Below are 19,045 nucleotides of genomic sequence, written 5' to 3'. Positions count from 1 at the left end.
CCGCGCTTGCCTTCGCCTCGGCCCGAGCCCATGTCCGGCCTAGCGCTTCCGGCGGAAGCGCGCGCAAGGAGAATGTCCGTGGTCGCCAGCGTCTTCGATCTGTTCAAGATCGGGGTGGGCCCTTCAAGTTCGCACACGATGGGCCCGATGACGGCGGCGTGCCTCTTTGTCGAGACGCTCGCGCAAAAAGCGATGCTGGGCGGGGTCGAGCGCGTCGAGACGAACCTCTACGGGTCGCTCGCGCTGACCGGAAAAGGCCATGCCACGGACCGGGCCGTGTTGATCGGCCTTTCGGGCAAGCGCCCGGACCGGCTCTGCCCCGACGAGGCGGACGAGATCGTCGACCGCATCCGGAGCACCGGCCGCCTGCAGCTTGGCGGGCGCCGCGAGATCGCCTTCGACGAGGCGCGCGACCTGCGCTTTCTCCAGCGGGAGCGGCTGCCGCACCATTCGAACGGCATGCGCTTCACCGCCTTCGACGCGGGCGGTGCCAGCGTCGAGAGCAAGGTCTATTATTCGACGGGCGGCGGCGCGATCGTGGACGAGGACGCGATCGCGCGCAACGCCCCGCCCGAGGGTGCCTGGGACATCCCCTACAATTACCATAGCGCCGACGAGCTACTCGCCATCGCGGCGCGCGAAGGGCTGACCATTGCCGAGGTCGCCCGCGCGAACGAGCGCGCCGCTCTCTCCGATGAGGAGATCAACCGGCGCCTCGCCGCCATATCGGACGCCATGTCGGCGTGCATCGACCGCGGGATCGGCCAGGACGGCATTCTGCCAGGAGGGCTCAAGGTGAAACGCCGCGCCCCCGGCCTCCACCGGCTGCTGATCGAACGCGCCGAGCGCACGCTCCAGGATCCTCTGACGGTGCTCGACTGGGTCAACCTCTGGGCGCTGGCGGTCAACGAGGAGAATGCCGCCGGGGGTCGCGTGGTGACCGCTCCCACCAACGGCGCTGCGGGCATCGTGCCGGCGATCCTGCGTTACTATCAGCGCTTCACGCCGCGCGCGAGCGACGAGGGCGTGCAGGTCTTCCTGTTTACCGCGGCCGCGGTCGGCTCCCTTTTCAAGGAGAATGCCTCCATCTCCGGTGCCGAGGTCGGCTGCCAAGGCGAGGTGGGAGTCGCCTGCTCGATGGCGGCGGCGGGTCTGACCGCGGCGCTGGGCGGCACGCCGGCCCAGATCGAGAATGCGGCCGAGATCGGCATGGAGCATAATCTCGGCCTCACCTGCGATCCTGTCGGCGGCCTCGTCCAGGTGCCCTGCATCGAGCGCAACGCGGTCGGTGCGGTCAAGGCGATCGAGGCGAGCCGCCTGGCACTCGCCGGCGACGGCTCGCACCTCGTCAGCCTAGACCAGGTGATCGAGACGATGCGCAAGACCGGCCTCGACATGAACGAGCGCTACAAGGAGACGAGCCTCGGCGGCCTCGCCGTCAACGTGGTCGAATGTTGACGCGCCGGTGATCGCCCGGAAGAGGCGGACTGGCGACTCCGATCGTCGAGGACCGGCTCTTCCGACTCCACATTTGTTTAATTTTCGGTAAATTCCTCAGGGACTCGGGGAGTCGGCGCCGGAGTCGGGCCGCTTCCGTCCCACTCATGAGGATCCTGTCGATGTCCTATTATCGCCTGCTGTTCATGAAAGGTGTGGAAGGTCCGGTCGTCGGCGCGAAGGAGATTGCCGCGCGCGACGATGTCGACGCGGTGCGGATCGCGAAGGAGCATGTGTGCGAGCAGCCGCTCGAGCTCTGGTGCGACAAGCGCAAGGTGAAGCGCTTCCCCGCCGTCGAGACACGACAGTCCGCCTTCGCTTTCTAAGGCCGCACCTCTCGCTTCCTGTCAGCCCGGCGCAACCGGGTTTTTAGTCTCACCTGCGCGACGTCGCCGCTTCCGCGGGGATGATGATCGCATTCGCCCCGCCAAGCACCCCAAAACAATTCGCCCCGACAAAAGCCGGGGCGTGAGGTGGATCGCTACGGAGTGGGCAGTCGGAAGCGACCAGGGAGTTTCTGAGTCGTTTTAGGATGATACGCTTATTCGCGCGGACCGAGAAGCCCGCGCGCGAGCCGAAGTTGCGATTCCTGCTTGCAAAACAAGCAATCGCGAACCGTTCTTGCCGAAATGAGGTCGGTCAATCGACGCTGGAGACGATCACGAATCCCGCAACGGCGGCAAGGGCGACGGCCGCGCCGATCATGACCTTGTCGAGCCGCCCACCGCCGCCCGCCCCGGCCTCCAGCTTCGCCTGCTCGCCCGTGATAGCGCGTCCGGCGAGGTAGAGCGTCGGCTGCTTGCCCGTGAGCCTGAGATCCAAGCCATCGGCTTCGATCCGTCGCGCGCCCGGAGCCGACGACGTGCGATAATCATGCGTCATCGCAAGGCGCAGCCCGGCACGGGCTGGGAGATCGGCGCTCCGTGGGGCCCCTAGCGGGACCTTGAAATAGGCGCCCATCACCGCAGCGCTCCGCCGCGCGCCGCCGTCCCCGGAGAAGCCGAGGTCGGCAGCGAAGCTTGGTGTGGACGCCATCATCAATGCGGCGGTCAACGCGATCGTTCGTGCAAGCATCTGATCCCCCCTGCCTGGACCGAGTGCCCGCACCTTGCACCCAAGCGGCGGGCGCGGACAAGAGGCTCGCTTGCATCGAACGCGGCCAGACGCCATCTCCCGGCCCATGTCCAATCCCCCTCTCAAGGCGGCGATCGTCCCGGTCACGCCGCTCCAGCAGAATTGCACCCTGCTCTGGTGCACCAAGACGATGCGCGGCGCCTTCGTCGATCCCGGCGGCGACCTGCCCCGCCTCAAGGCGGCGGCGCAGCAACATGGCGTGACGATCGAGAAGATCCTGCTCACCCACGGCCATATCGACCATTGCGGCGGCGCCGGCATCCTCGCGAAGGAGCTCGGCGTCGAGATCGAGGGCCCCGAGGAAGCCGACCGATTCTGGATCGCACGGCTGGAGGATGACGGCCGCAGCTACGGCATCCCGGCTAAGGTGTTCGAGCCGGAGCGCTGGCTGAAGGAGGGCGACCAGGTCACCGTCGGCGAACTGACGCTCGACGTCTATCACTGCCCCGGCCACACGCCTGGCCACGTCGTCTTCCATCACCCGCCGTCGAAGCTCGCCCTCGTCGGCGACGTGCTGTTCCAGGGGTCGATCGGACGGACCGATTTCCCGATGAGCAATCACCAGGACCTGATCGACGCCATCCAGGCCAAGCTCTGGCCGCTCGGCGACGACACCGCCTTCATCCCTGGCCATGGGCCGATGTCGAGCTTCGGCCACGAACGCCGCAGCAATCCCTTCGTCGGCGACCGGGCACTCGCCCGCGGCTAGACCTTCCCGTAACAGCGATAGTCGCGATCGAAGTCGTTCGGGCGCGTGAAGTTGATGAAGGAGAGGCTGATCGTCACGTCCATACCGACGACGTGGTGCCACCAGCCGACCGGGATGAAGAGCGCCTGCCCCGGCTCCAGCGTGAAAGAGAGGATGGTCGGCCGCTCGCCTTCCGGCAGCGCCTCGAGTTGTTCGGGGCTCTGCCAGCCGCTGAAGCAATGTTCGACGTTCAGCATCCGGGCCGTGTCCCAGCTCGGCACCATCGTCACCCGCTTGCGTCCCATCACCTGCACGAGCAGGTTGTTGGTGAGGTCGTGGTGGAAGGGCGTGACCGTGCCCTTCGGCCCCAGCCAGAAATAGCCGTCCGCCTCGGCCGTCGGGTCGAGATAGCCGTGAATGGGGCCGATATCGTCCCAAAGCCGCGCCAGAGCCTCGCGATTATGGCCGCCATTCTTGGCGGTCACGTAATAATCGTTGGTCTCGCGTCCGTCGCGCAGCAGCGCCAGCAGCTCGCTGAGCTTCATCTGCCTGGCGAGCTTGTATGACTCCGATTCGTAGGCCGGGGTGCTCTCCCGATCCCGCTGCACTTCGAGCAGCGGGTCGCCGAGCACCTGCTCCAGATGTTCGAGGGACCAGAGCCGCATCGCCGGCCAATCGTCGACCAGACCGGAAATCAGCACGGGCCGGTGCGCACCGTAATAGTCGCGGAAGAAGCGTTCCGCCGGCAGCGCCTCAGCCCGGTCGATTTCGGCGAGCCCCTGCATGGCGGCGAGGCGGCCGATCGAGGAGAGGATCCATTCGCGCTTCGCCAGCCGCTGCTGGAGGATGTGGGCGCCTTGAAGATAGGGGCTGTCGAGCGCCCGCCGGACTTCGCCCGCCGCGACATGAGCAGGCCAGCCGTTGCGCTGCAGCTCGCCGCTCAGCGCCTCCGGCGGGATGCCGAACAGCAGCATCTCGGCGATCCAGCGCCGGGTCTCGTCCGAGGCGAGGCCGCTGTTGGTGCCGGACGTGACGACACTCATCCGGCAGTCTTCGTGATCAAGCCGGCGATGTTCTCGTCGAGGCGCGGCTCCGTATAGGGGATGCTTAGCGCATAGATCGCGAGGCCGATCAGCGTCACCCAAGTTATAATCGTGCCGATCATCCTCAGCGGGTTCGGCGCCGGGCGATCCATGCCGAACGGATGCATCAGCCGCCCCAGCACGAATATGATGCCGACCGCCCAAAGCCACGTCTCCGATCCCCGGGCCAATTCGACGAGGGCGAGCAGGATCAGGAAGAAGGGCGTATATTCGACGAAGTTAGCATGAGCCCGCATCCGTGCTGCGACAGCCGGGTTGCCGCCGTCGCCGACCGAGACCTTGTCGCGGATCCTCAGCTGGCTGACGCGTATGCCGAGCCAGAGGTTGAGCAGGGCCGCCGCCCCCGCGATGGTCAGCGTGATCGGCAGCACTTCCATGGCTTGCATCCTCCCCTTGCGCTCCCCAGCTTCGCACGGGCGCGCAGGTGCTTGCAACCGGCGGCAAATTCGCTTAGGCGAGCACCGCTCATGAGCGAGCACCCGGCCGCCAGGCCCGCGGCCGTATTGGCTGTTCAGCTTGGCGCCCTGCTCGCCCGAAACATCAAGATCAGACTGGAACAGGTGCCAGAATGGCCGTCCCCAAGAGAAAAACCACGCCGTCCAAGCGCAATATGCGCCGCAGCCATCACGCGCTGAAGCCGGTCAACTACCAGGAATGCTCGAATTGTGGCGAGCTTCGCCTGCCGCACAATCTGTGCGCGGCGTGCGGCCATTATAACGGCCGCGAAATCCGTCCGGTCGAGGCCTAAGCCCTCTCCTTAAGCAAGGAGGCGATCGCAAGTGGTGGCTTCGCCGCGGATCGCAATCGACGCGATGGGTGGCGATACCGGTCCGTCAGTGATGCTGGCGGGGGCGGCGCGCGCCCATGAACGGCGCGACGACCTCCATTTCCTGCTGTTCGGCGACAAGTCGGCGCTCCGGGCCGAGCTCGACAAGCATCCGGCGCTGAAGGACGCGGCCGAAATCGTCCATTGCGACGACGTGATCGCCGGCACCGAAAAGCCGAGCCAGGCGATCCGACGCGCCAAGACGACGTCGATGGGCCAGGCGATCGCGGCGGTGAAGTCGGGCAAGGCGCACGCCGCTCTGTCCGCCGGCAATACCGGCGCGCTGATGGCGATGTCGAAGCTCGCCCTGCGCACCATGCCGGCAATTGACCGGCCGGCTCTCGCTGCCTTGCTGCCGACGCTCGGCAAGAACGACGTGGTGATGCTCGATCTCGGGGCGAATACCGAGGCGGACGCCCAGAATTTGGTGCAGTTCGGCGTCATGGGCGCCGCCTACGCGCGCGTCGCGCTGGACCTGGAGCGGCCGCGCGTGCAGCTCCTCAATATCGGCACGGAAGAGCTCAAGGGCACCGACGAACTCAAGAAGGCCGCCGCGACCCTGCGCGAGGCCGATTATCTCGGCATGCGCTTCGACGGCTTCATCGAAGGCGACAAGATCTCCCGCGGCGAGGCCGACGTGGTTGTGTCGGACGGCTTTTCCGGCAACATCGCCCTCAAGACCGCCGAAGGCACCGCCCGTTTCGTCACCGACCTCCTCCGCCGCGCCTTCACCAGCTCGACCCGCTCGAAGATCGGCTTCCTCATCTCCCGTCCGGCCACCGAATTGCTCAAGCACCATCTCGACCCGAACAACCACAATGGCGCCGTCTTCCTCGGCCTCAACGGCATCGTGGTGAAGAGCCACGGCAATGCCAATGAAAAGGGCGTCGCCAACGCGATCCGCGTCGCCGGGCGGCTCGTCCGCGAGGACCTGACGCGCAAGATCGCCGAGGATCTCGCCAACATCGCCGCGCATCGCGCGCCCCTGGCGGCGAAATGACCCGCCGCGCCGTCATCGTAGGCACCGGCTCCGCATTGCCGGCGAACCGCGTCACCAATGCCGAGCTGGCCGCTCGCGGCGTGGACACGTCCGACGAGTGGATCATCGAACGGACCGGCATCACCGCCCGCCATTTTGCCGGCGACGGCGAGACTACAGCCACCATGGCGACCGAGGCGGCGCGAAAGGCGCTCGCTGCGGCCGGCGTATCCGCGGAAAGCGTCGGTCTGATCGTTCTCGCCACCGCGACGCCCGACCAGACCTTCCCGGCCTCGGCAACGCGGGTCCAGACGGCGCTCGGCATCAACGATTGCATCGCCTTCGACGTGCAGGCGGTCTGCACCGGCTTCCTCTATGCCCTCTCGATCGCCGATAATATGGTGAAGGGCGGGATGGCCGATTACGCGCTGGTGATCGGCTCCGAGACGTTCAGCCGCATCCTCGACTGGGAGGACCGCACCACCTGCGTCCTGTTCGGCGACGGTGCGGGAGCGATCCTCCTCCAGGCGCAGGACACCGAGGATCGCGGCATCCTCGCCACCCGTCTCCACGCCGATGGTCGCCACAACGACCTCCTCTATGTCGACGGCGGCGTCTCGACGACCGGCACGGTCGGCAAACTGCGCATGAAGGGCAAGGAGGTGTTCCGCCATGCGGTGGTGAACCTCGCCGACGTGCTGAACGAGGTGCTGACCGCCTCCGGCCACAAGGCGGAGGAGGTGGACTGGGTCGTCCCGCACCAGGCCAACAAGCGCATCCTCGACGCCACGGCCAAGAAGCTCGGACTCGATCCGGCCCGCGTCGTCGTCACCGTCGACCAGCATGCCAACACGTCGGCGGCCTCGGTGCCGCTCGCGCTCGACGTCGCTGTCCGCGACGGTCGGGTGAAGAAAGACGACCTGCTGGTGCTCGAGGCGATGGGCGGCGGCTTCACCTGGGGCGCGGCAGTTGTCCGCTTCTGACCTCCTCCTGCCGCATTCGCCGATTGCAACCAAAGTCAAGCTGGATTAAGCTTTTCCATTGATACCCGGGGGCTAAGGGGAATTACCATGGCAGACGCAGGGACTCTGAGGAAGGTTGAGGCGGGCACGCTGACCCGGGCCGACCTCTCCGATGTCGTGCACCGCGAGATCGGTCTCTCACGTGCGGAATCCGCGAGCATCGTCGAGCGGATCCTCCATCACCTCTGCCACGCGCTCAGCGAAGGCGAGAATGTGAAGATCTCGGGCTTCGGCAGCTTCATTCTGCGCGACAAGGGCGAGCGGGTCGGCCGCAATCCCAAGACCGGCATCGAGGTGCCGATCGCGCCGCGGCGGGTGCTCACCTTCCGCGCCAGTCAGATCATGCGCGACCGGATCACAGGCCGCGGCTGAGGCCGTGTCCGACTCGCCGCGCAAGTCCGACCAGGCTTTCCGCACCATCGGCGAGCTTGCCGATGAGCTCGGCGTCCCGCAGCATATCCTGCGCTACTGGGAAACGCGCTTTCCCCAGCTCCGCCCCCTCCAGCGCGCCGGCAATCGGCGCTACTACCGGCCGGCCGACGTCAACCTCGCCCACCGTATCCACCGCCTGCTGAACCAGGACGGCTACACCATCCGCGGCGTCCAGCAACTGCTCGACAGCGGCGCCGGTGACGGCGAGGACATCGCAGCGACGACCGCCCCGGCCCCGGCCAACGAGCATGGCGGCTTCCCGGCCGAAGAGCTCCGCGCGCTGCGCAAAGCCCTCGCCGGCGCGCTCGAAGCAGACAAAGGCTAGAAGCTGTCCTCGTCGGGCCCGAGCTCCGGGTCCAGGTCCCGCGGGCGGGTGAAGCGGGTGATGGTGCCGAGGCCTTCGGCGACCTCCGACCAGCGATCGACCTGAAAGGTGATCTGGGTCAGCGCCGCGGTCGGATATTTCAACTCGATCTCGCTGCGCAGCGCTCCCGCCCGCGACAGCAGGACGGCCAGCCGCTCCAGCCCCGGATTGTGGCCGACGATCAGCAGGTCGGCCTTGTCGTCGTCCGTCCGGTGGATGAGCTCGAGCAGGCACTCCGCCGACGCGAGGTAGACGCGGCGGTCATATTCGGGCGCGAACGCATGGCCGTAGCCGTCGCCGAGATCGCTCAGCGTCTCGACCACCCGGGCGGCCGGCGAAGCCAGCACCCGGTCGAAGGCGAGATGCTGCGCCCGCATCTCCCGACCGATCGCCCTGGCGGCGCGATGGCCGCGCGCGTTGAGCGGCCGGTCGAAGTCGCGGGCGGCCGCATCGATCCAGCTCGACTTGGCGTGACGCAGCAGCGTCAGCGTCTTCATACCAATCCTTCGGCTGCCCCAATGTCCTCGTTCTGATGCCCGAAAGCGGGGCCGGAAGAAAGACGGGAGCGGACCCGCTCGATCGCCTCCGCGAGCGGCACGCGGGTGACACTGACGCCGGGCGGAAAGGCATTCAGCAAGCGTGACGGCGTGGCCGCCGAAAGCAGGACGAACATGCCCCGGTCGCCCTGCCGCCGGATCAGGCGGCCGAAGGCCTGGGCGAGGCGGGCGCGGACGACGCGATCGTCATAGGCGGTGCCACCGCCCACGGTGCGCCGCGCGGCGTGAAGGACCGTCGGGCGCGGCCAGGGCACGCCTTCCATGACGACCAGGCGGAGCGAATCGCCGGGAACGTCGACGCCGTCGCGCAGCGCGTCCGTCCCGAGCAGGGACGCGCGCGGATCGTCGCGGAAGATGTCGACGAGCGTGCCGGTGTCGATCGGGTCGACATGCTGCGCATAGAGCGGCAGCCCGGCACGGGCGAGCCGGTCGGCGATGCGGGCGTGCACCGACTTCAGCCGCTGGATCGCGGTGAACAGGCCGAGCGTGCCGCCCCCCGCTGCCTCGATCAGGCGGGCATAGGCGCCGGCGAGGCCTGCCACGTCGCCACGCTTCAGATCGGTCACGATCAGGACCTCGCTGCTCGCGGCATAATCGAACGGGCTCTGCGCCTCGAAGCGCTCGGCGGGGCGATCGAGGTGGCAGGCGCCGGTGCGCGCTTCGGCGGCGTGCCAATCCTCCGAGCCGCGCAGGGTGGCGGAGGTGACGATCACGCCATGCGCCGGCTTCAGCACGGTTTCGGCCAGCGGTCGCGTCGGATCGAGCCAGCGGCGGTGGAGGCCGATGTCGAATTCGCGCCCATCGACCCGATCCACGGCCAGCCAGTCGACGAAGCTGGGATTGCCAGGGCCGCCGATCCGCGAACCGAGCGCGATCCAGCCCTGCAGCGTCTGCACCCGCCAGGAGAGGCCGCCGATCGCACCGTCGATCCTCGCGCGCGCCTGCGCGTCGAGCCAGTCGGGCGCATCCTCGATCACCGCCTCGAGCCGCTTGCCTAGTGCGACCAGCGGCCGCAGCAGATGCTCCATCGCCTCGACCGCCGGCGCGGACGCCTCGACCAGTTCCGGGTCCGGCTCGGCCATCTCAGTCTCGAGCCCGTAACCCGCATCCTGCGCGGAGGCGCGGGCGTAGACCGTGCCCCGGACGGCGGAGAGCAGCTTCTCCACCGGCCCGAACGGCGTGCCTTCGCCGATCCGCTGGAGCCAGCCGTCGCCCGGCAGCGCTCCGGCGGCATGGACGGCGGCATCGAGCGCCAGCGCGCCCGCCTCATCATAAGAGGCGACGTCCATCAGCCGCGCCGCCAGACCCCGCCTCCGCCCGCGCGACTTGCCCTCCGGCCCGATCAGCCAGCGGCGGAGCTCGATCGTCTCCTGTCCCGTCAGAGCGGCGGCGAACGTCGAGTCGGCAGCGTCGAACAGGTGATGGCCTTCGTCGAAGACGATGCGCGTCGGCGGAGTGGCGGTGTCGCGACCGCGAGCCGCGTTGATCATCACCAAAGCATGGTTGGCGATGACGAGGTCGGCGTCCGCGCTGGCCCGCGCCGAGCGTTCGATGAAGCATTTCCGATAATGCGGGCAGCCGGCATAGACGCACTCGCCGCGGCGATCGGTGAGCGCGGTCGAGCCGGCGCGGCGGAACAAGGTCGGCAGCCAGCCGGGCATGTCGCCGCCGACCATGTCGCCGTCGCGCGTATATCCGGCCCAGCGCGCCACGAGCTGCGCCAGGATCGCGGCCCGGCCGGCGAAGCCGCCTTGCAGCGCATCCTCTAGGTTGAGGAGGCAGAGGTAGTTTTCACGGCCCTTGCGGACGACGACCCGGGCCTTCCGCTCCGCCTCGCTGGGGAAGAGCCGGCGGCTCTCATGGTCGAGCTGTCGCTGCAGCGCCTTGGTATAGGTCGAGACCCACACCACGCCGTCAGCATTCCTGGCCCAGAGCGAGGCCGGTGCGAGGTAACCGAGTGTCTTGCCGATGCCGGTGCCGGCCTCAGCAAGCAGCAGGTTCGGCTGTCCCTCTATCCTGCGCGGCGCGAAGGCGCCCGCGGCGGCCGCGGCGTAAAGCTTCTGCCCCTCGCGCGCCTCGGCGCCCTGCCCCGTCAGTCCCGCGAGGCGCTCGACCGCATCGTCAGGTTCGATCCGAACGGTTCGCGGCTGCGGCCGCGGCGGCTTCTCCTCCCATTCCGCAAGCCTGGAGAACAGCCACCTCTCGTCCCGCTCCGGCCGTCGCAGCCGTTCGGACACTGGCGGCGCCCACGCCCAGCGCAGCCGGTAGAGCGACTGCGCCGAAGCCCAGGCGCCTTCCCGTTCAGGCCAGTCCCGCTCCAGCGTCGCGAGGAGAGACGCAGCCGCCGTCAGGAGAAACGTCGCCGCGTCGGCGTCCGTCTCCGGCGCCTCCAGCCCAAGCGCTTTCGCCAGGCCTTTCGGCGTCGGCACGGCGAACCGCGCCGGATGGACGAACGCAAACAGCTCCAGCAGATCCAGCCCCGACAACTCCGGATAGCCGAGCCGCTGCCCGACGAGCGGCGCATTGAGCATGATCAGCGGCGTCTCCGCCGCGCGTGCGATCGCCTGCCCGCGCCCCAGCGCTTCGACGCGACCGTCGGGCAGCGCCATCCAGATGCCGCCATGGGTTGCGTAGAGCGCGGGATAAGGCAAAGGAGCCGTCACTTCCCACCCATGATGCAGCAGGAACGAAAGGGCAACTCTTGTCGGTGGATCCAGCGCTTCGCGAGGCCGCTTCTGTATCCAAGGCCTGGCCCTACGAGGAGGCGCGCAAGCTGCTGAAGCGCTATCCGGATGGTCCCGGCGAGCGCGGCATCATCTTCGAGACGGGCTACGGACCGAGCGGGCTGCCGCATCTCGGCACCTTCCAGGAGGTCGCCCGCACTTTGATGGTGCGCCACGCTCTCGCCGAATTGGTGGATTGGCCGAGCCGGCTGATCGCGTTCAGCGACGACATGGACGGCATGCGCAAGGTGCCGCCGGGCGTGCCGCACCAGGACATGATGCACGAACATCTGCATCAGCCGCTGTCCCGGGTGCCCGACCCGTTCGGCTGCGGCCATGCGAGCTATGCCGCGCACAACAACAATCTTCTCCGGCAATTCCTGGATCGCTTCGGCTTCGACTATGAATTCCTGTCCTCGACCGACTGCTACGGCTCAGGCCGCTTCGATGAGACGCTGAAGGCGGTCCTGCGCAATTACAGCGCCATCATGGACGTGATGCTCCCGACCCTGCGCGAGGAGCGGCGGCAGACCTATTCGCCGGTGCTGCCGATCAGCCGGGTCACCGGCGCGGTGCTGCAGGTGCCGATCGTCATCGCGGACGCCGAGGCCGGAACCGTCCGCTACACCGACCCCGCGAGCGGCGAGACGGTGGAGCAATCGATCCTGTCGGGCGGCGCCAAGCTCCAGTGGAAGGTGGACTGGGCGGCACGCTGGGTCGCGCTCGGGGTCGATTACGAGATGGCCGGCAAGGATCATATCGACGGCATGATCCAGTCGGGCAAGATCGCTCGCGTGCTCGGAGCGAGGCCGCCGGATGGCTTCAATTACGAACTTTTCCTCGATGAGAATGGCGAGAAGATCTCCAAGACCAAGGGCAACGGCGTCACCATCGACGAGTGGCTGACCTATGCGCCACGGGAGTCGCTCAGCTTCTACATCTACCGCGAGCCGAGGAAGGCGAAGCAGCTCAGCTTCGGGATCATCCCCAAAGCGGTCGACGAATATCAGCAGTTTCTCGCCGCTTATCCGGGCCAGGCATGGAAGGAGCGGCTCGGCAATCCCGTGCATCACGTCCATTCGGGCCAGGTGCCTGCGGCGCGGATGCCGATCAGCTTCGCGCTTCTTCTCAATCTGGTCAGCGTCGCGCTGACCGAGGATAAGGAGCTGCTCTGGGAGTATGTGAAGCGCTACGCACCGGAAGCCTCCCCCGAGACCCATCCGGATCTCGACGCCCTGATCGGCCATGCCGCCGTCTACTTCCGCGACTTCGTGAAGAGCTCCCTCAGCCGACGCCCACCGGATGCGAAGGAAGCGGCGGCCCTGCGCGATCTGGACAGCCAGCTCTCGGCGCTCCCGGCCGATGCTCCGGCCGAGGATATCCAGAATCTCGTCTTCGAGGTCGGCAAGGCGCACCAGTTCGAGAATCTCCGCGACTGGTTCAAGGCGCTCTACGAGACCCTGCTCGGCACCAGTCAGGGGCCGCGCATGGGCAGTTTCATCGCGCTCTACGGCATCGACAACAGCCGCAGGCTGATCGCCGAGGCGCTGGGTCAAGTCTGATACAGATGAGCCCGCGCCAGCATTCCGGCCCGGCGCTGGGCTTCATCCTCGTCACGGCCGCTCTGGACGTGATGGCGATGGGCATCGTCATCCCTGTCCTGCCGGTGCTGGTCGAGGAATTCACCGGCTCCAATGCCGAGGCGGGCATCTACAACGGACTGTTCGTCACGCTCTGGGCGGCGATGCAGTTCGTCTTCTCGCCGATCATCGGCTCGCTCTCGGACCGCTACGGCCGCCGCCCCGTGATCCTGATCTCGGCGGCGGGCCTGGCCGCCGACTTCGCGCTGATGGCGCTCGCGCCGAACCTGTGGTGGCTGGCCGTCGGGCGCATCCTCGGCGGGATCACCTCATCCAGCTTCACCACCACCTTCGCCTACATGGCCGACTTCACCGCCCCGGAGCAGCGCTCGCGCGCGTACGGCCTGATCGGCGCGGCCTATAGCGCGGGCTTCATCGCCGGGCCGCTCGTCGGCGGCGTGCTCGGCGAGTTCGGCCCGCGCGTGCCCTTCTGGGCCGCGGCAGCGCTTGGCGGCGTGGCGTTCCTCTACGGCCTCGCAGTCCTGCCGGAATCGCTGCCGAAGGACCGGCGCATGGCATTCTCATGGACGCGGGCAAACCCGTTCGGGGCGCTGAAGCTGCTGCGCACGCATCCCGAGCTGGCCGGCCTCGGCTGGGTCTATTTTCTCTTCTACTTCGGCCACCACGTCTTCTCGTCTGTGTTCGTGCTCTATGCCGCCTACCGCTACGGCTGGACGACATGGGAAGTCGGCATGGCCCTCGCTTTGTGGGGCGTGCTGGACGTGATCGTTCAGGCGGTGCTGGTCGGCCCGATCGTCAAGCGCATCGGCGACAGGCGGGCGATGGTGATCGGCCTCTATTTCGGCGGCTTTGGCCTGGCCGGCATGGCGCTCGCCCCCGATGGCTGGAGCTTCGTCGCGGCAATCGTGCTGAGTTCGGTTTGGGGGCTGAGTCAGCCCACCATCCTCGCCCTCCAGACCCGGCGGGTTTCCGAACGCGAGCAGGGCCAGCTCCAGGGCGCGAACATGAGCGTCGCCGCCTTCGCCGGGATTATGGCGCCGCTCGTATTCGGCGCGGTCTATGCCGTCACCGTCGGCGCGGGCGCGACGGTTGATGCTCCCGGCGCCTCGTTCGGACTCGCCGCCGCAGTGCTGCTCGCCGCCGCCATGCTCGGTGCAATCGTCGCCAGACGCGCGGACGCCGCCGACGCCGGCGGGACTAGCCCAAGCGCAAAAACGGCCCGGAGCAGGGGACACTCCGGGTCGCCTTGACGGAACATGGGCGGGCCCATGCTCCCAGCCTGTCCGACTGTTACCAGCAGAAGTCCTGATCACGTCAGCCAGCAATCCATAGTCGGGCTTGGCTGAACGGCGCGAAAACGCGAACGGGTTCAGTCGCGGATTCGGAGGAACAGGCGATAGCCGGCCACCCGCTCCTGCTCCCGATAATCGGCCCAAAGTATCCTGAAGCGGGGATGGGCGATGAAATGGTCGAGATAGTCGAACGACCGTCCGCCAAAGCCGAGCTTGAATGGCCGGTCGTCCACAAGGATGATCTCGGGGCGAATACGCTCGAGCTCGCTCAGCAAGTCCTCGCGCTTCCTTTGGGTAACTTCGGCGACGCGTCCCGCATCTGCACGCTCGGCAGCGCGCACTTCCGCCGGAACCCACTGCAGGCAGCAGGCGGCGGCGGACCAGCGCATGCCCGAGGCGACGACCGCAGGGTGAACGGCGCGAGGCGAGGTGATGAAGGCGAATACCGCGCTGCCCGGCGCAGCGTGGCGCTTGAGCGCGGATGTGAGGCGGGCGACCTGCTCCGCATCGCCGCCACTGCGATACATGTCGCGCGCATCTGCGGCGAGGCCCCAGAAGGCACCTGCGAACAGGAGCGCCGCGGCCACGGCCGTGCGAGCCGACAAGGTGCTCCAGGCGAAGGAGGCGCAATAAGCGGCGGCGCCGGCTATGGCGGCGAAGCCGATCATCGGCAGCCAATGGTAGTCCCATCCCTTGAACTGGAGCACGGCCGCCAGCAGCGCCCCCGCGCTCGCCGCCAGCAACGCCGAGACCATCGGGTGCGGAAAGCGCATTTCCTCGCGCGCCAGCACGGACGCGAGAGCGAAGGGCAGCAACAGGCTGGGAAGCTTGAGCAGGAAACTGAGGCGGCTTTCGAAGGCCCAATAGACCGCTGCCGCATCGGGTACGACGCTTCGCAGATAGTCGGGCGCGGCAAGCAGAATGGCTGAGGCAAAAGCGACGCCCGTTGCCGCCACCGCTAGATTTTCCACCCTGGCCGCGTTCGACAGGCGCCGATAGCGCAGCAGCAGCCACGCTTCGACAAGGATCGGCACCAGCAGGAAATGGGGCTTGAGACAGAAGGCGAGGCCGGCGGCAACGCCGACAAGGATGCGCAGACGGCGCGGGATCGACACGCGCTCCGCGGCCGCGCCTGCGGCGAGTATCCAAGGGAGACCACCCGCCAGCATCAGATGCTCGCGCTGACCGAAGTCGATGCCGGGCGCGAGCAGGAGAATGGCGGCGACGAAGAGCAACAGCGCGTTGCGGGGCGCCTCGGCGAGCGAGGTCCGGCTGAGCACCGCAGAAACGAGCGAAATGCCCAACAGAGCAATCGTAGCCGTGAATAGGATTGCGGAGATGCCGAGGCCCAGGCCCGTCAGCCGCGCAAAGGCAGCGGGCAGAATCGCGATCCAGTAGGCGAGCGGCAGATTGGGATCGACCACGTCGACGCCATAGCGGCCGCCGTCCAGCAGCCGCTCCGCACCGATCATCGTGAAGGCAGTGTCGTGGTTCAGCGAGCCCATCAGCTGGATGACGAGCGACAAAGCGGCGAGGCCGAACAGCGACGGCCACAGCCAGCCGATCCGCACCGGCCGCCGAGCTTCGATCGCACTGGTTCCGGCCGTCATGCCCCTGCCCTCGCCTGCTGCCACGGGCAGCGGACGAGGGATAAGACGGCGTGGTTAACAATCCCCTTGCGGCCCCTCCTTAGCGGAGAGGCTTTGCGAGATCAGGAGACGAGCACTGCCTCGACGCGGCGATTGTCCTGCGAGGCGGCCGAGCGGCCGGGAAGCGGACGGTCGAAGCCGTAGCCGCGCACCTCGAACCGGTCGCGCGAGACGCCGAGGCTGGTCAGGTAGTCGGCGACGGCGCGGGCGCGGCGCTGCGAGAGGTCGAGATTATATTCGCGACCGCCCTGGGCGTCGGTGTGGCCCTCGATCACGAACTTCCTGGCCGAAAGCTGCGGCAGCTGCAGCGCCTGCGCGAACACGCGGGCCTCCGCCCGGGCCTGTGGCGTAAGGTCGGCCGAAGCGAGCGGGAAGGTCAGGCGAAGGTCAACGCGGCCGGGCCTGACCACGGCCGATTTCGCGGCAGCGGGTCTGGACTTGTTCACAGATGCGGACGCCGACGCGGTCTTAGTCGCGGGCTTGCCGCCGACCCGTGGCGCCCCGGTCGAAGCGCGGGGGGTGGAGGCGGCTGTGGTCGCCGGCTTGGCGCCAGGCTTGGCGGGGCGGCTGAGGCTGAAGCCGCGCGTGGCGCTCACCCGCGCTTTGCCGCGTTCGCCGGTCGTCTCTGTCTCCGTCGCGGCCTCGTCGGCGCACTCGCCGGTGAGTTCGCAGACATAGTCTTCCGGGCTGCGGCTCGGAGCTTCCTGCGCCACAGCGGCGACAGGAAGAGCGGCACATAAGATCGTAAGCGATACCAGACGGCGCATGTTCAATCCCCCAGAAACTGCTGAGCCCTGTTGTGACTCCTATAGCGCAGGTCAGGGTCTTAATTAAGTATTAACGCGACGAATCTGCCTTACAGCGCGATGGCCACGGTTTTGAGCTCGGTATAGGCTTCCAGACCATAACGGCCGCTCTCGCGCCCGAAGCCGGACTGCTTGTAGCCGCCGAAGGGAAGCGAGGTGTCGGCGGCGGAATTGGTGTTGCCCCAGACCATGCCGGCTTTGAGCTTGGCGGCCATCCTGTGCATGGCCGAAACGTCGCGGGTCCAGACCGTGGCGGCCAGGCCGTAGGTAGTGTCGTTGGCTTGGCGCGCGACCTCGTCGAGATCGTCGAAGCGCTGCGCGGCGAGCACGGGGCCGAAAATCTCCTCGCGGACCACCGACATTTCGGGCTTCACGTCGACCAGGATCGTCGGGCTGACGAAATAGCCGTCGCCGCCGGGCGCCTCGCCGCCGTGGAAGACGGACGCGCCCGATTTCTTGCCCTGCTCGATATAGCTCATCACGCGGTCGCGTTGCTCGGTCGAGACCAAGGGCCCCATCATCGTGTCCGGAGCGAGGCTCGGCCCCACCTTGAACCTTTCGGCAGCGGCGGCGACCGCTTCGATCAGGCCGTCGAAAATGTCGCGATGCGCGTAAAGGCGGGATCCGGCGATGCAGACCTGGCCGGAATTGGCGAAGATCGACCGCGCGGCGCCCGCGCCGGCTTTCGAAATGTCGACGTCCGGCAGCACGATGACCGGCGACTTGCCGCCGAGCTCCAGCGTCACCCGCTTCAGCGTATCGGTGGCGGCGCGGTTGATGATCTTGCCGACCTCGGTCGATCCGGTGAACGCCACCTTGTCGACCATGGGGCTGCGCACGAGCCGGTCGCCGGCCGTCTCGCCCATGCCGGTGACGAGATTGAACACGCCCGCGGGGAAACCAGCTTCGGCAACGAGATCGGCGAGGCGCAATGCGGTGAGGCTGGTCTGCTCGGCCGGCTTCAGGATCAACGTGCAGCCGGTGGCGAGCGCCGGCGCAACCTTTTGCACCGCCATCATCAGCGGGAAGTTCCACGGCACGATCTGCGCCGCGACGCCGATCGGCTCGCGCCGCACATAGGCATGGACCGCGCCGGTCGGGAAACCCGAAGGCTCGATATGCTCGCCCGAAATCTTGGTCGCCCAGCCGGCCATGTAGCGCAGCGCCTGCACGCTCTTCGGCAGATCATAACCCGCGCTGGCGGTCCGCGGCTTGCCGTTGTCGATCGACTCGAGCTCGGCGAGTTCGGCCGTGTTCGCCTCGATGAGGTCGGCGAGGCGGTTGATCAGCCGCTCGCGCTCATAGGGCGAGAGGCCCGACCAGCGCCCGTCGTCGAACGCCGTCCGCGCCGCCTGAACCGCGCGGTCCACGTCCTGGTCGGAAGCGTCGACGAAAGACGAGATCTCGCGGCCCGTGGAAGGATCGTAGACCGGGATCGACTTGTCGCCCGTCGAGCGCACCCACTCGCCGTTGATGAACAAAGCCGGCTCGCGTTTCAGCAGCGCCTGCACCCGTTCGGAATATGCAGGCTGGGCGGAAATGCGGCTCATCTCGTTCATAACAGTCTCCTTGGAGGCGCCTCTTACGCTTCTCGTCACCCCGGCGAAAGCCGGGGTCTCAGGACAGGAAGTCACGGCGGGTCGCGCTGGGATCACGGCTTTCGCCGGGATGACGGTTAGACCAGGATTGAGCGCGCCCTTTCGATCCGCGCCGCGTCGTCTTCAGCGCGCAGCGGCACGGCCCGCCCGCGCTGCACTGCCGGGCGAGCGCCAACCGCGTCCATCCAGCGCTGGAGATGATCGAGGCCAGTGACGTCGACGCCCGGCCATTCATGGATGTGCACCCAGGACCAGTTGGCGATGTCGGCGATCGAATAGTCGCCGGCGAGATACTCGTGGGTCGCAAGATGGCCGTCGAGTACCTCGAACAGGCGCCGGCTCTCGCGCTGATAGCGATCGATCGCGGCCGGTATTTTCTCGGGGAAATAGCGGCTGAAGACATTGGCCTGGCCCATCATCGGCCCGACGCCGCCCATCTGGAACATCAGCCACTGCAACACGCGGCTGCGGCCCTTCTCGTCGGCCGGGAGCAGTCGCCCCGCCTTTTCCGCGAGGTAGATCATGATCGCGCCGGATTCGAACACGGCGAAGTCGTCATTGCCCCGGTCGACGATCGCCGGAATGCGCCCGTTCGGATTGATCGCGGTGAACCAACGCTTCTTCTGCTCGCCCGAGGAGAGGTCGATGGCGTGAACCGTATAGGGGAGCTCAAGCTCCTCCAGAGTGATCGAGGCCTTCCAGCCGTTCGGGGTGGCGGAGGTGTAGAGATCGATCATGGCCGGCTCCTTCGCGATGTCGGTTGCGAAATAGGAC

General features: G+C 67.4%; 19 protein-coding genes. 10 read left to right on the top strand and 9 right to left on the bottom strand.

Annotated elements, in window-relative coordinates; all coding sequences use genetic code 11:
* Positions 1-78: 78 nt before the first annotated feature.
* Both AC5JBD_RS04745 and AC5JBD_RS04740 read left to right on the top strand, forming a co-directional pair.
* Complete coding sequence (locus tag AC5JBD_RS04745) at positions 79-1,458, top strand: L-serine ammonia-lyase (protein ID WP_495720605.1); 1,380 nt, start codon at positions 79-81, stop codon at positions 1,456-1,458.
* A gap of 161 nt (positions 1,459-1,619) precedes the next feature.
* Positions 1,620-1,823, top strand: coding sequence for a hypothetical protein (locus tag AC5JBD_RS04740; RefSeq protein ID WP_495720604.1), 204 nt, complete (start codon positions 1,620-1,622; stop codon positions 1,821-1,823).
* 313 nt (positions 1,824-2,136) lie between these two features.
* On the opposite strand, the gene AC5JBD_RS04735 is transcribed toward AC5JBD_RS04740, so the two are convergent.
* Positions 2,137-2,532: a hypothetical protein gene (locus AC5JBD_RS04735; RefSeq protein WP_495720603.1), complete on the bottom strand. Its 396-nt coding sequence runs from the start codon at positions 2,530-2,532 to the stop codon at positions 2,137-2,139.
* Between the two features lie 145 nt (positions 2,533-2,677).
* Between AC5JBD_RS04735 and AC5JBD_RS04730 the strand changes: the two genes are divergently transcribed.
* A complete protein-coding gene (locus AC5JBD_RS04730; RefSeq protein ID WP_495720602.1) occupies positions 2,678-3,340 on the top strand; it encodes an MBL fold metallo-hydrolase in 663 nt (220 codons plus the stop codon).
* Here the strand turns inward: AC5JBD_RS04730 and AC5JBD_RS04725 are convergent.
* Positions 3,337-4,362 (bottom strand): cupin-like domain-containing protein, encoded by a 1,026-nt coding sequence (locus AC5JBD_RS04725; RefSeq protein ID WP_495720601.1) that lies wholly within the window; start codon positions 4,360-4,362, stop codon positions 3,337-3,339. The two genes, AC5JBD_RS04730 and AC5JBD_RS04725, sit on opposite strands and share 4 nt — an antisense overlap.
* Positions 4,359-4,799, bottom strand: coding sequence for an MAPEG family protein (locus tag AC5JBD_RS04720; protein WP_495720600.1), 441 nt, complete (start codon positions 4,797-4,799; stop codon positions 4,359-4,361). Before AC5JBD_RS04720 ends, AC5JBD_RS04725 begins: the two co-directional genes overlap by 4 nt.
* A gap of 191 nt (positions 4,800-4,990) precedes the next feature.
* Between AC5JBD_RS04720 and rpmF the strand changes: the two genes are divergently transcribed.
* The 5 genes from rpmF to AC5JBD_RS04695 all read left to right on the top strand — a co-directional run bounded on the left by rpmF (position 4,991) and on the right by AC5JBD_RS04695 (position 8,006).
* On the top strand, positions 4,991-5,170 hold the full coding sequence (gene rpmF / locus AC5JBD_RS04715) for a 50S ribosomal protein L32 (RefSeq protein ID WP_495720599.1): 180 nt from the start codon (positions 4,991-4,993) through the stop codon (positions 5,168-5,170).
* Between the two features lie 31 nt (positions 5,171-5,201).
* Positions 5,202-6,248 (top strand): phosphate acyltransferase PlsX, encoded by a 1,047-nt coding sequence (plsX, locus tag AC5JBD_RS04710; RefSeq protein ID WP_495720598.1) that lies wholly within the window; start codon positions 5,202-5,204, stop codon positions 6,246-6,248.
* A complete protein-coding gene (locus AC5JBD_RS04705) occupies positions 6,245-7,210 on the top strand; it encodes a beta-ketoacyl-ACP synthase III (RefSeq protein WP_495720597.1) in 966 nt (321 codons plus the stop codon). Before plsX ends, AC5JBD_RS04705 begins: the two co-directional genes overlap by 4 nt.
* Positions 7,211-7,297: 87 nt before the next feature.
* Positions 7,298-7,621, top strand: coding sequence for an integration host factor subunit alpha (locus tag AC5JBD_RS04700; RefSeq protein WP_495720596.1), 324 nt, complete (start codon positions 7,298-7,300; stop codon positions 7,619-7,621).
* 4 nt (positions 7,622-7,625) lie between these two features.
* Positions 7,626-8,006, top strand: a complete 381-nt coding sequence (locus AC5JBD_RS04695; RefSeq protein ID WP_495720595.1) for a MerR family transcriptional regulator — start codon at positions 7,626-7,628, stop codon at positions 8,004-8,006.
* On the opposite strand, the gene AC5JBD_RS04690 is transcribed toward AC5JBD_RS04695, so the two are convergent.
* Together AC5JBD_RS04690 and AC5JBD_RS04685 are read right to left on the bottom strand one after the other, a co-directional pair.
* Positions 8,003-8,542, bottom strand: coding sequence for a SixA phosphatase family protein (locus AC5JBD_RS04690; protein WP_495720594.1), 540 nt, complete (start codon positions 8,540-8,542; stop codon positions 8,003-8,005). The two genes, AC5JBD_RS04695 and AC5JBD_RS04690, sit on opposite strands and share 4 nt — an antisense overlap.
* Positions 8,539-11,211, bottom strand: a complete 2,673-nt coding sequence (locus AC5JBD_RS04685; protein ID WP_495721188.1) for an ATP-dependent DNA helicase — start codon at positions 11,209-11,211, stop codon at positions 8,539-8,541. Before AC5JBD_RS04685 ends, AC5JBD_RS04690 begins: the two co-directional genes overlap by 4 nt.
* A gap of 92 nt (positions 11,212-11,303) precedes the next feature.
* On the opposite strand from AC5JBD_RS04685, the gene AC5JBD_RS04680 reads away from it, so the two are divergent.
* Together AC5JBD_RS04680 and AC5JBD_RS04675 are read left to right on the top strand one after the other, a co-directional pair.
* Positions 11,304-12,887, top strand: a complete 1,584-nt coding sequence (locus AC5JBD_RS04680) for a lysine--tRNA ligase (RefSeq protein WP_495720593.1) — start codon at positions 11,304-11,306, stop codon at positions 12,885-12,887.
* 5 nt (positions 12,888-12,892) lie between these two features.
* Positions 12,893-14,176: a TCR/Tet family MFS transporter gene (locus AC5JBD_RS04675; protein ID WP_495720592.1), complete on the top strand. Its 1,284-nt coding sequence runs from the start codon at positions 12,893-12,895 to the stop codon at positions 14,174-14,176.
* 119 nt (positions 14,177-14,295) lie between these two features.
* On the opposite strand, the gene AC5JBD_RS04670 is transcribed toward AC5JBD_RS04675, so the two are convergent.
* From AC5JBD_RS04670 to AC5JBD_RS04655, 4 genes are all read right to left on the bottom strand, one after another.
* A complete protein-coding gene (locus tag AC5JBD_RS04670) occupies positions 14,296-15,828 on the bottom strand; it encodes a hypothetical protein (RefSeq protein ID WP_495720591.1) in 1,533 nt (510 codons plus the stop codon).
* Positions 15,829-15,929: 101 nt separating this feature from the next.
* Complete coding sequence (locus AC5JBD_RS04665) at positions 15,930-16,634, bottom strand: OmpA family protein (RefSeq protein ID WP_495720590.1); 705 nt, start codon at positions 16,632-16,634, stop codon at positions 15,930-15,932.
* Between the two features lie 89 nt (positions 16,635-16,723).
* Entirely contained in the window at positions 16,724-18,232 is a 1,509-nt protein-coding gene (locus AC5JBD_RS04660; RefSeq protein ID WP_495720589.1) for an aldehyde dehydrogenase family protein, read from the bottom strand.
* Positions 18,233-18,348: 116 nt separating this feature from the next.
* Positions 18,349-19,008 carry a glutathione S-transferase family protein gene (locus AC5JBD_RS04655; RefSeq protein ID WP_495720588.1) on the bottom strand — a complete coding sequence of 220 codons (660 nt, stop codon included), beginning with the start codon at positions 19,006-19,008 and terminating at the stop codon, positions 18,349-18,351.
* Positions 19,009-19,045: the final 37 nt, after the last annotated feature.

It is taken from the genome of Allosphingosinicella sp. (assembly GCF_059502505.1).
Note: the sequence above shows the minus strand (reverse complement) of the source record. Positions and strands in the feature narration are given on the sequence as shown.

Bases quoted from the DNA above. Each gene is read 5' to 3' on its own strand.
- AC5JBD_RS04665 (WP_495720590.1), bottom strand. From the start codon at position 16,634: ATGCGCCGTCTGGTATCGCTTACGATCTTATGTGCCGCTCTTCCTGTC.
- AC5JBD_RS04725 (WP_495720601.1), bottom strand. From the start codon at position 4,362: ATGAGTGTCGTCACGTCCGGCACCAACAGCGGCCTCGCCTCGGACGAG.
- AC5JBD_RS04685 (WP_495721188.1), bottom strand. From the start codon at position 11,211: ATGGCGCTGCCCGACGGTCGCGTCGAAGCGCTGGGGCGCGGGCAGGCG.
- rpmF (WP_495720599.1), top strand. From the start codon at position 4,991: ATGGCCGTCCCCAAGAGAAAAACCACGCCGTCCAAGCGCAATATGCGC.
- AC5JBD_RS04660 (WP_495720589.1), bottom strand. From the start codon at position 18,232: ATGAACGAGATGAGCCGCATTTCCGCCCAGCCTGCATATTCCGAACGG.
- AC5JBD_RS04740 (WP_495720604.1), top strand. From the start codon at position 1,620: ATGTCCTATTATCGCCTGCTGTTCATGAAAGGTGTGGAAGGTCCGGTC.
- AC5JBD_RS04720 (WP_495720600.1), bottom strand. From the start codon at position 4,799: ATGGAAGTGCTGCCGATCACGCTGACCATCGCGGGGGCGGCGGCCCTG.
- AC5JBD_RS04735 (WP_495720603.1), bottom strand. From the start codon at position 2,532: ATGGCGTCCACACCAAGCTTCGCTGCCGACCTCGGCTTCTCCGGGGAC.
- AC5JBD_RS04690 (WP_495720594.1), bottom strand. From the start codon at position 8,542: ATGAAGACGCTGACGCTGCTGCGTCACGCCAAGTCGAGCTGGATCGAT.
- AC5JBD_RS04700 (WP_495720596.1), top strand. From the start codon at position 7,298: ATGGCAGACGCAGGGACTCTGAGGAAGGTTGAGGCGGGCACGCTGACC.
- AC5JBD_RS04655 (WP_495720588.1), bottom strand. From the start codon at position 19,008: ATGATCGATCTCTACACCTCCGCCACCCCGAACGGCTGGAAGGCCTCG.
- AC5JBD_RS04705 (WP_495720597.1), top strand. From the start codon at position 6,245: ATGACCCGCCGCGCCGTCATCGTAGGCACCGGCTCCGCATTGCCGGCG.
- AC5JBD_RS04675 (WP_495720592.1), top strand. From the start codon at position 12,893: ATGAGCCCGCGCCAGCATTCCGGCCCGGCGCTGGGCTTCATCCTCGTC.
- AC5JBD_RS04730 (WP_495720602.1), top strand. From the start codon at position 2,678: ATGTCCAATCCCCCTCTCAAGGCGGCGATCGTCCCGGTCACGCCGCTC.
- AC5JBD_RS04670 (WP_495720591.1), bottom strand. From the start codon at position 15,828: ATGACGGCCGGAACCAGTGCGATCGAAGCTCGGCGGCCGGTGCGGATC.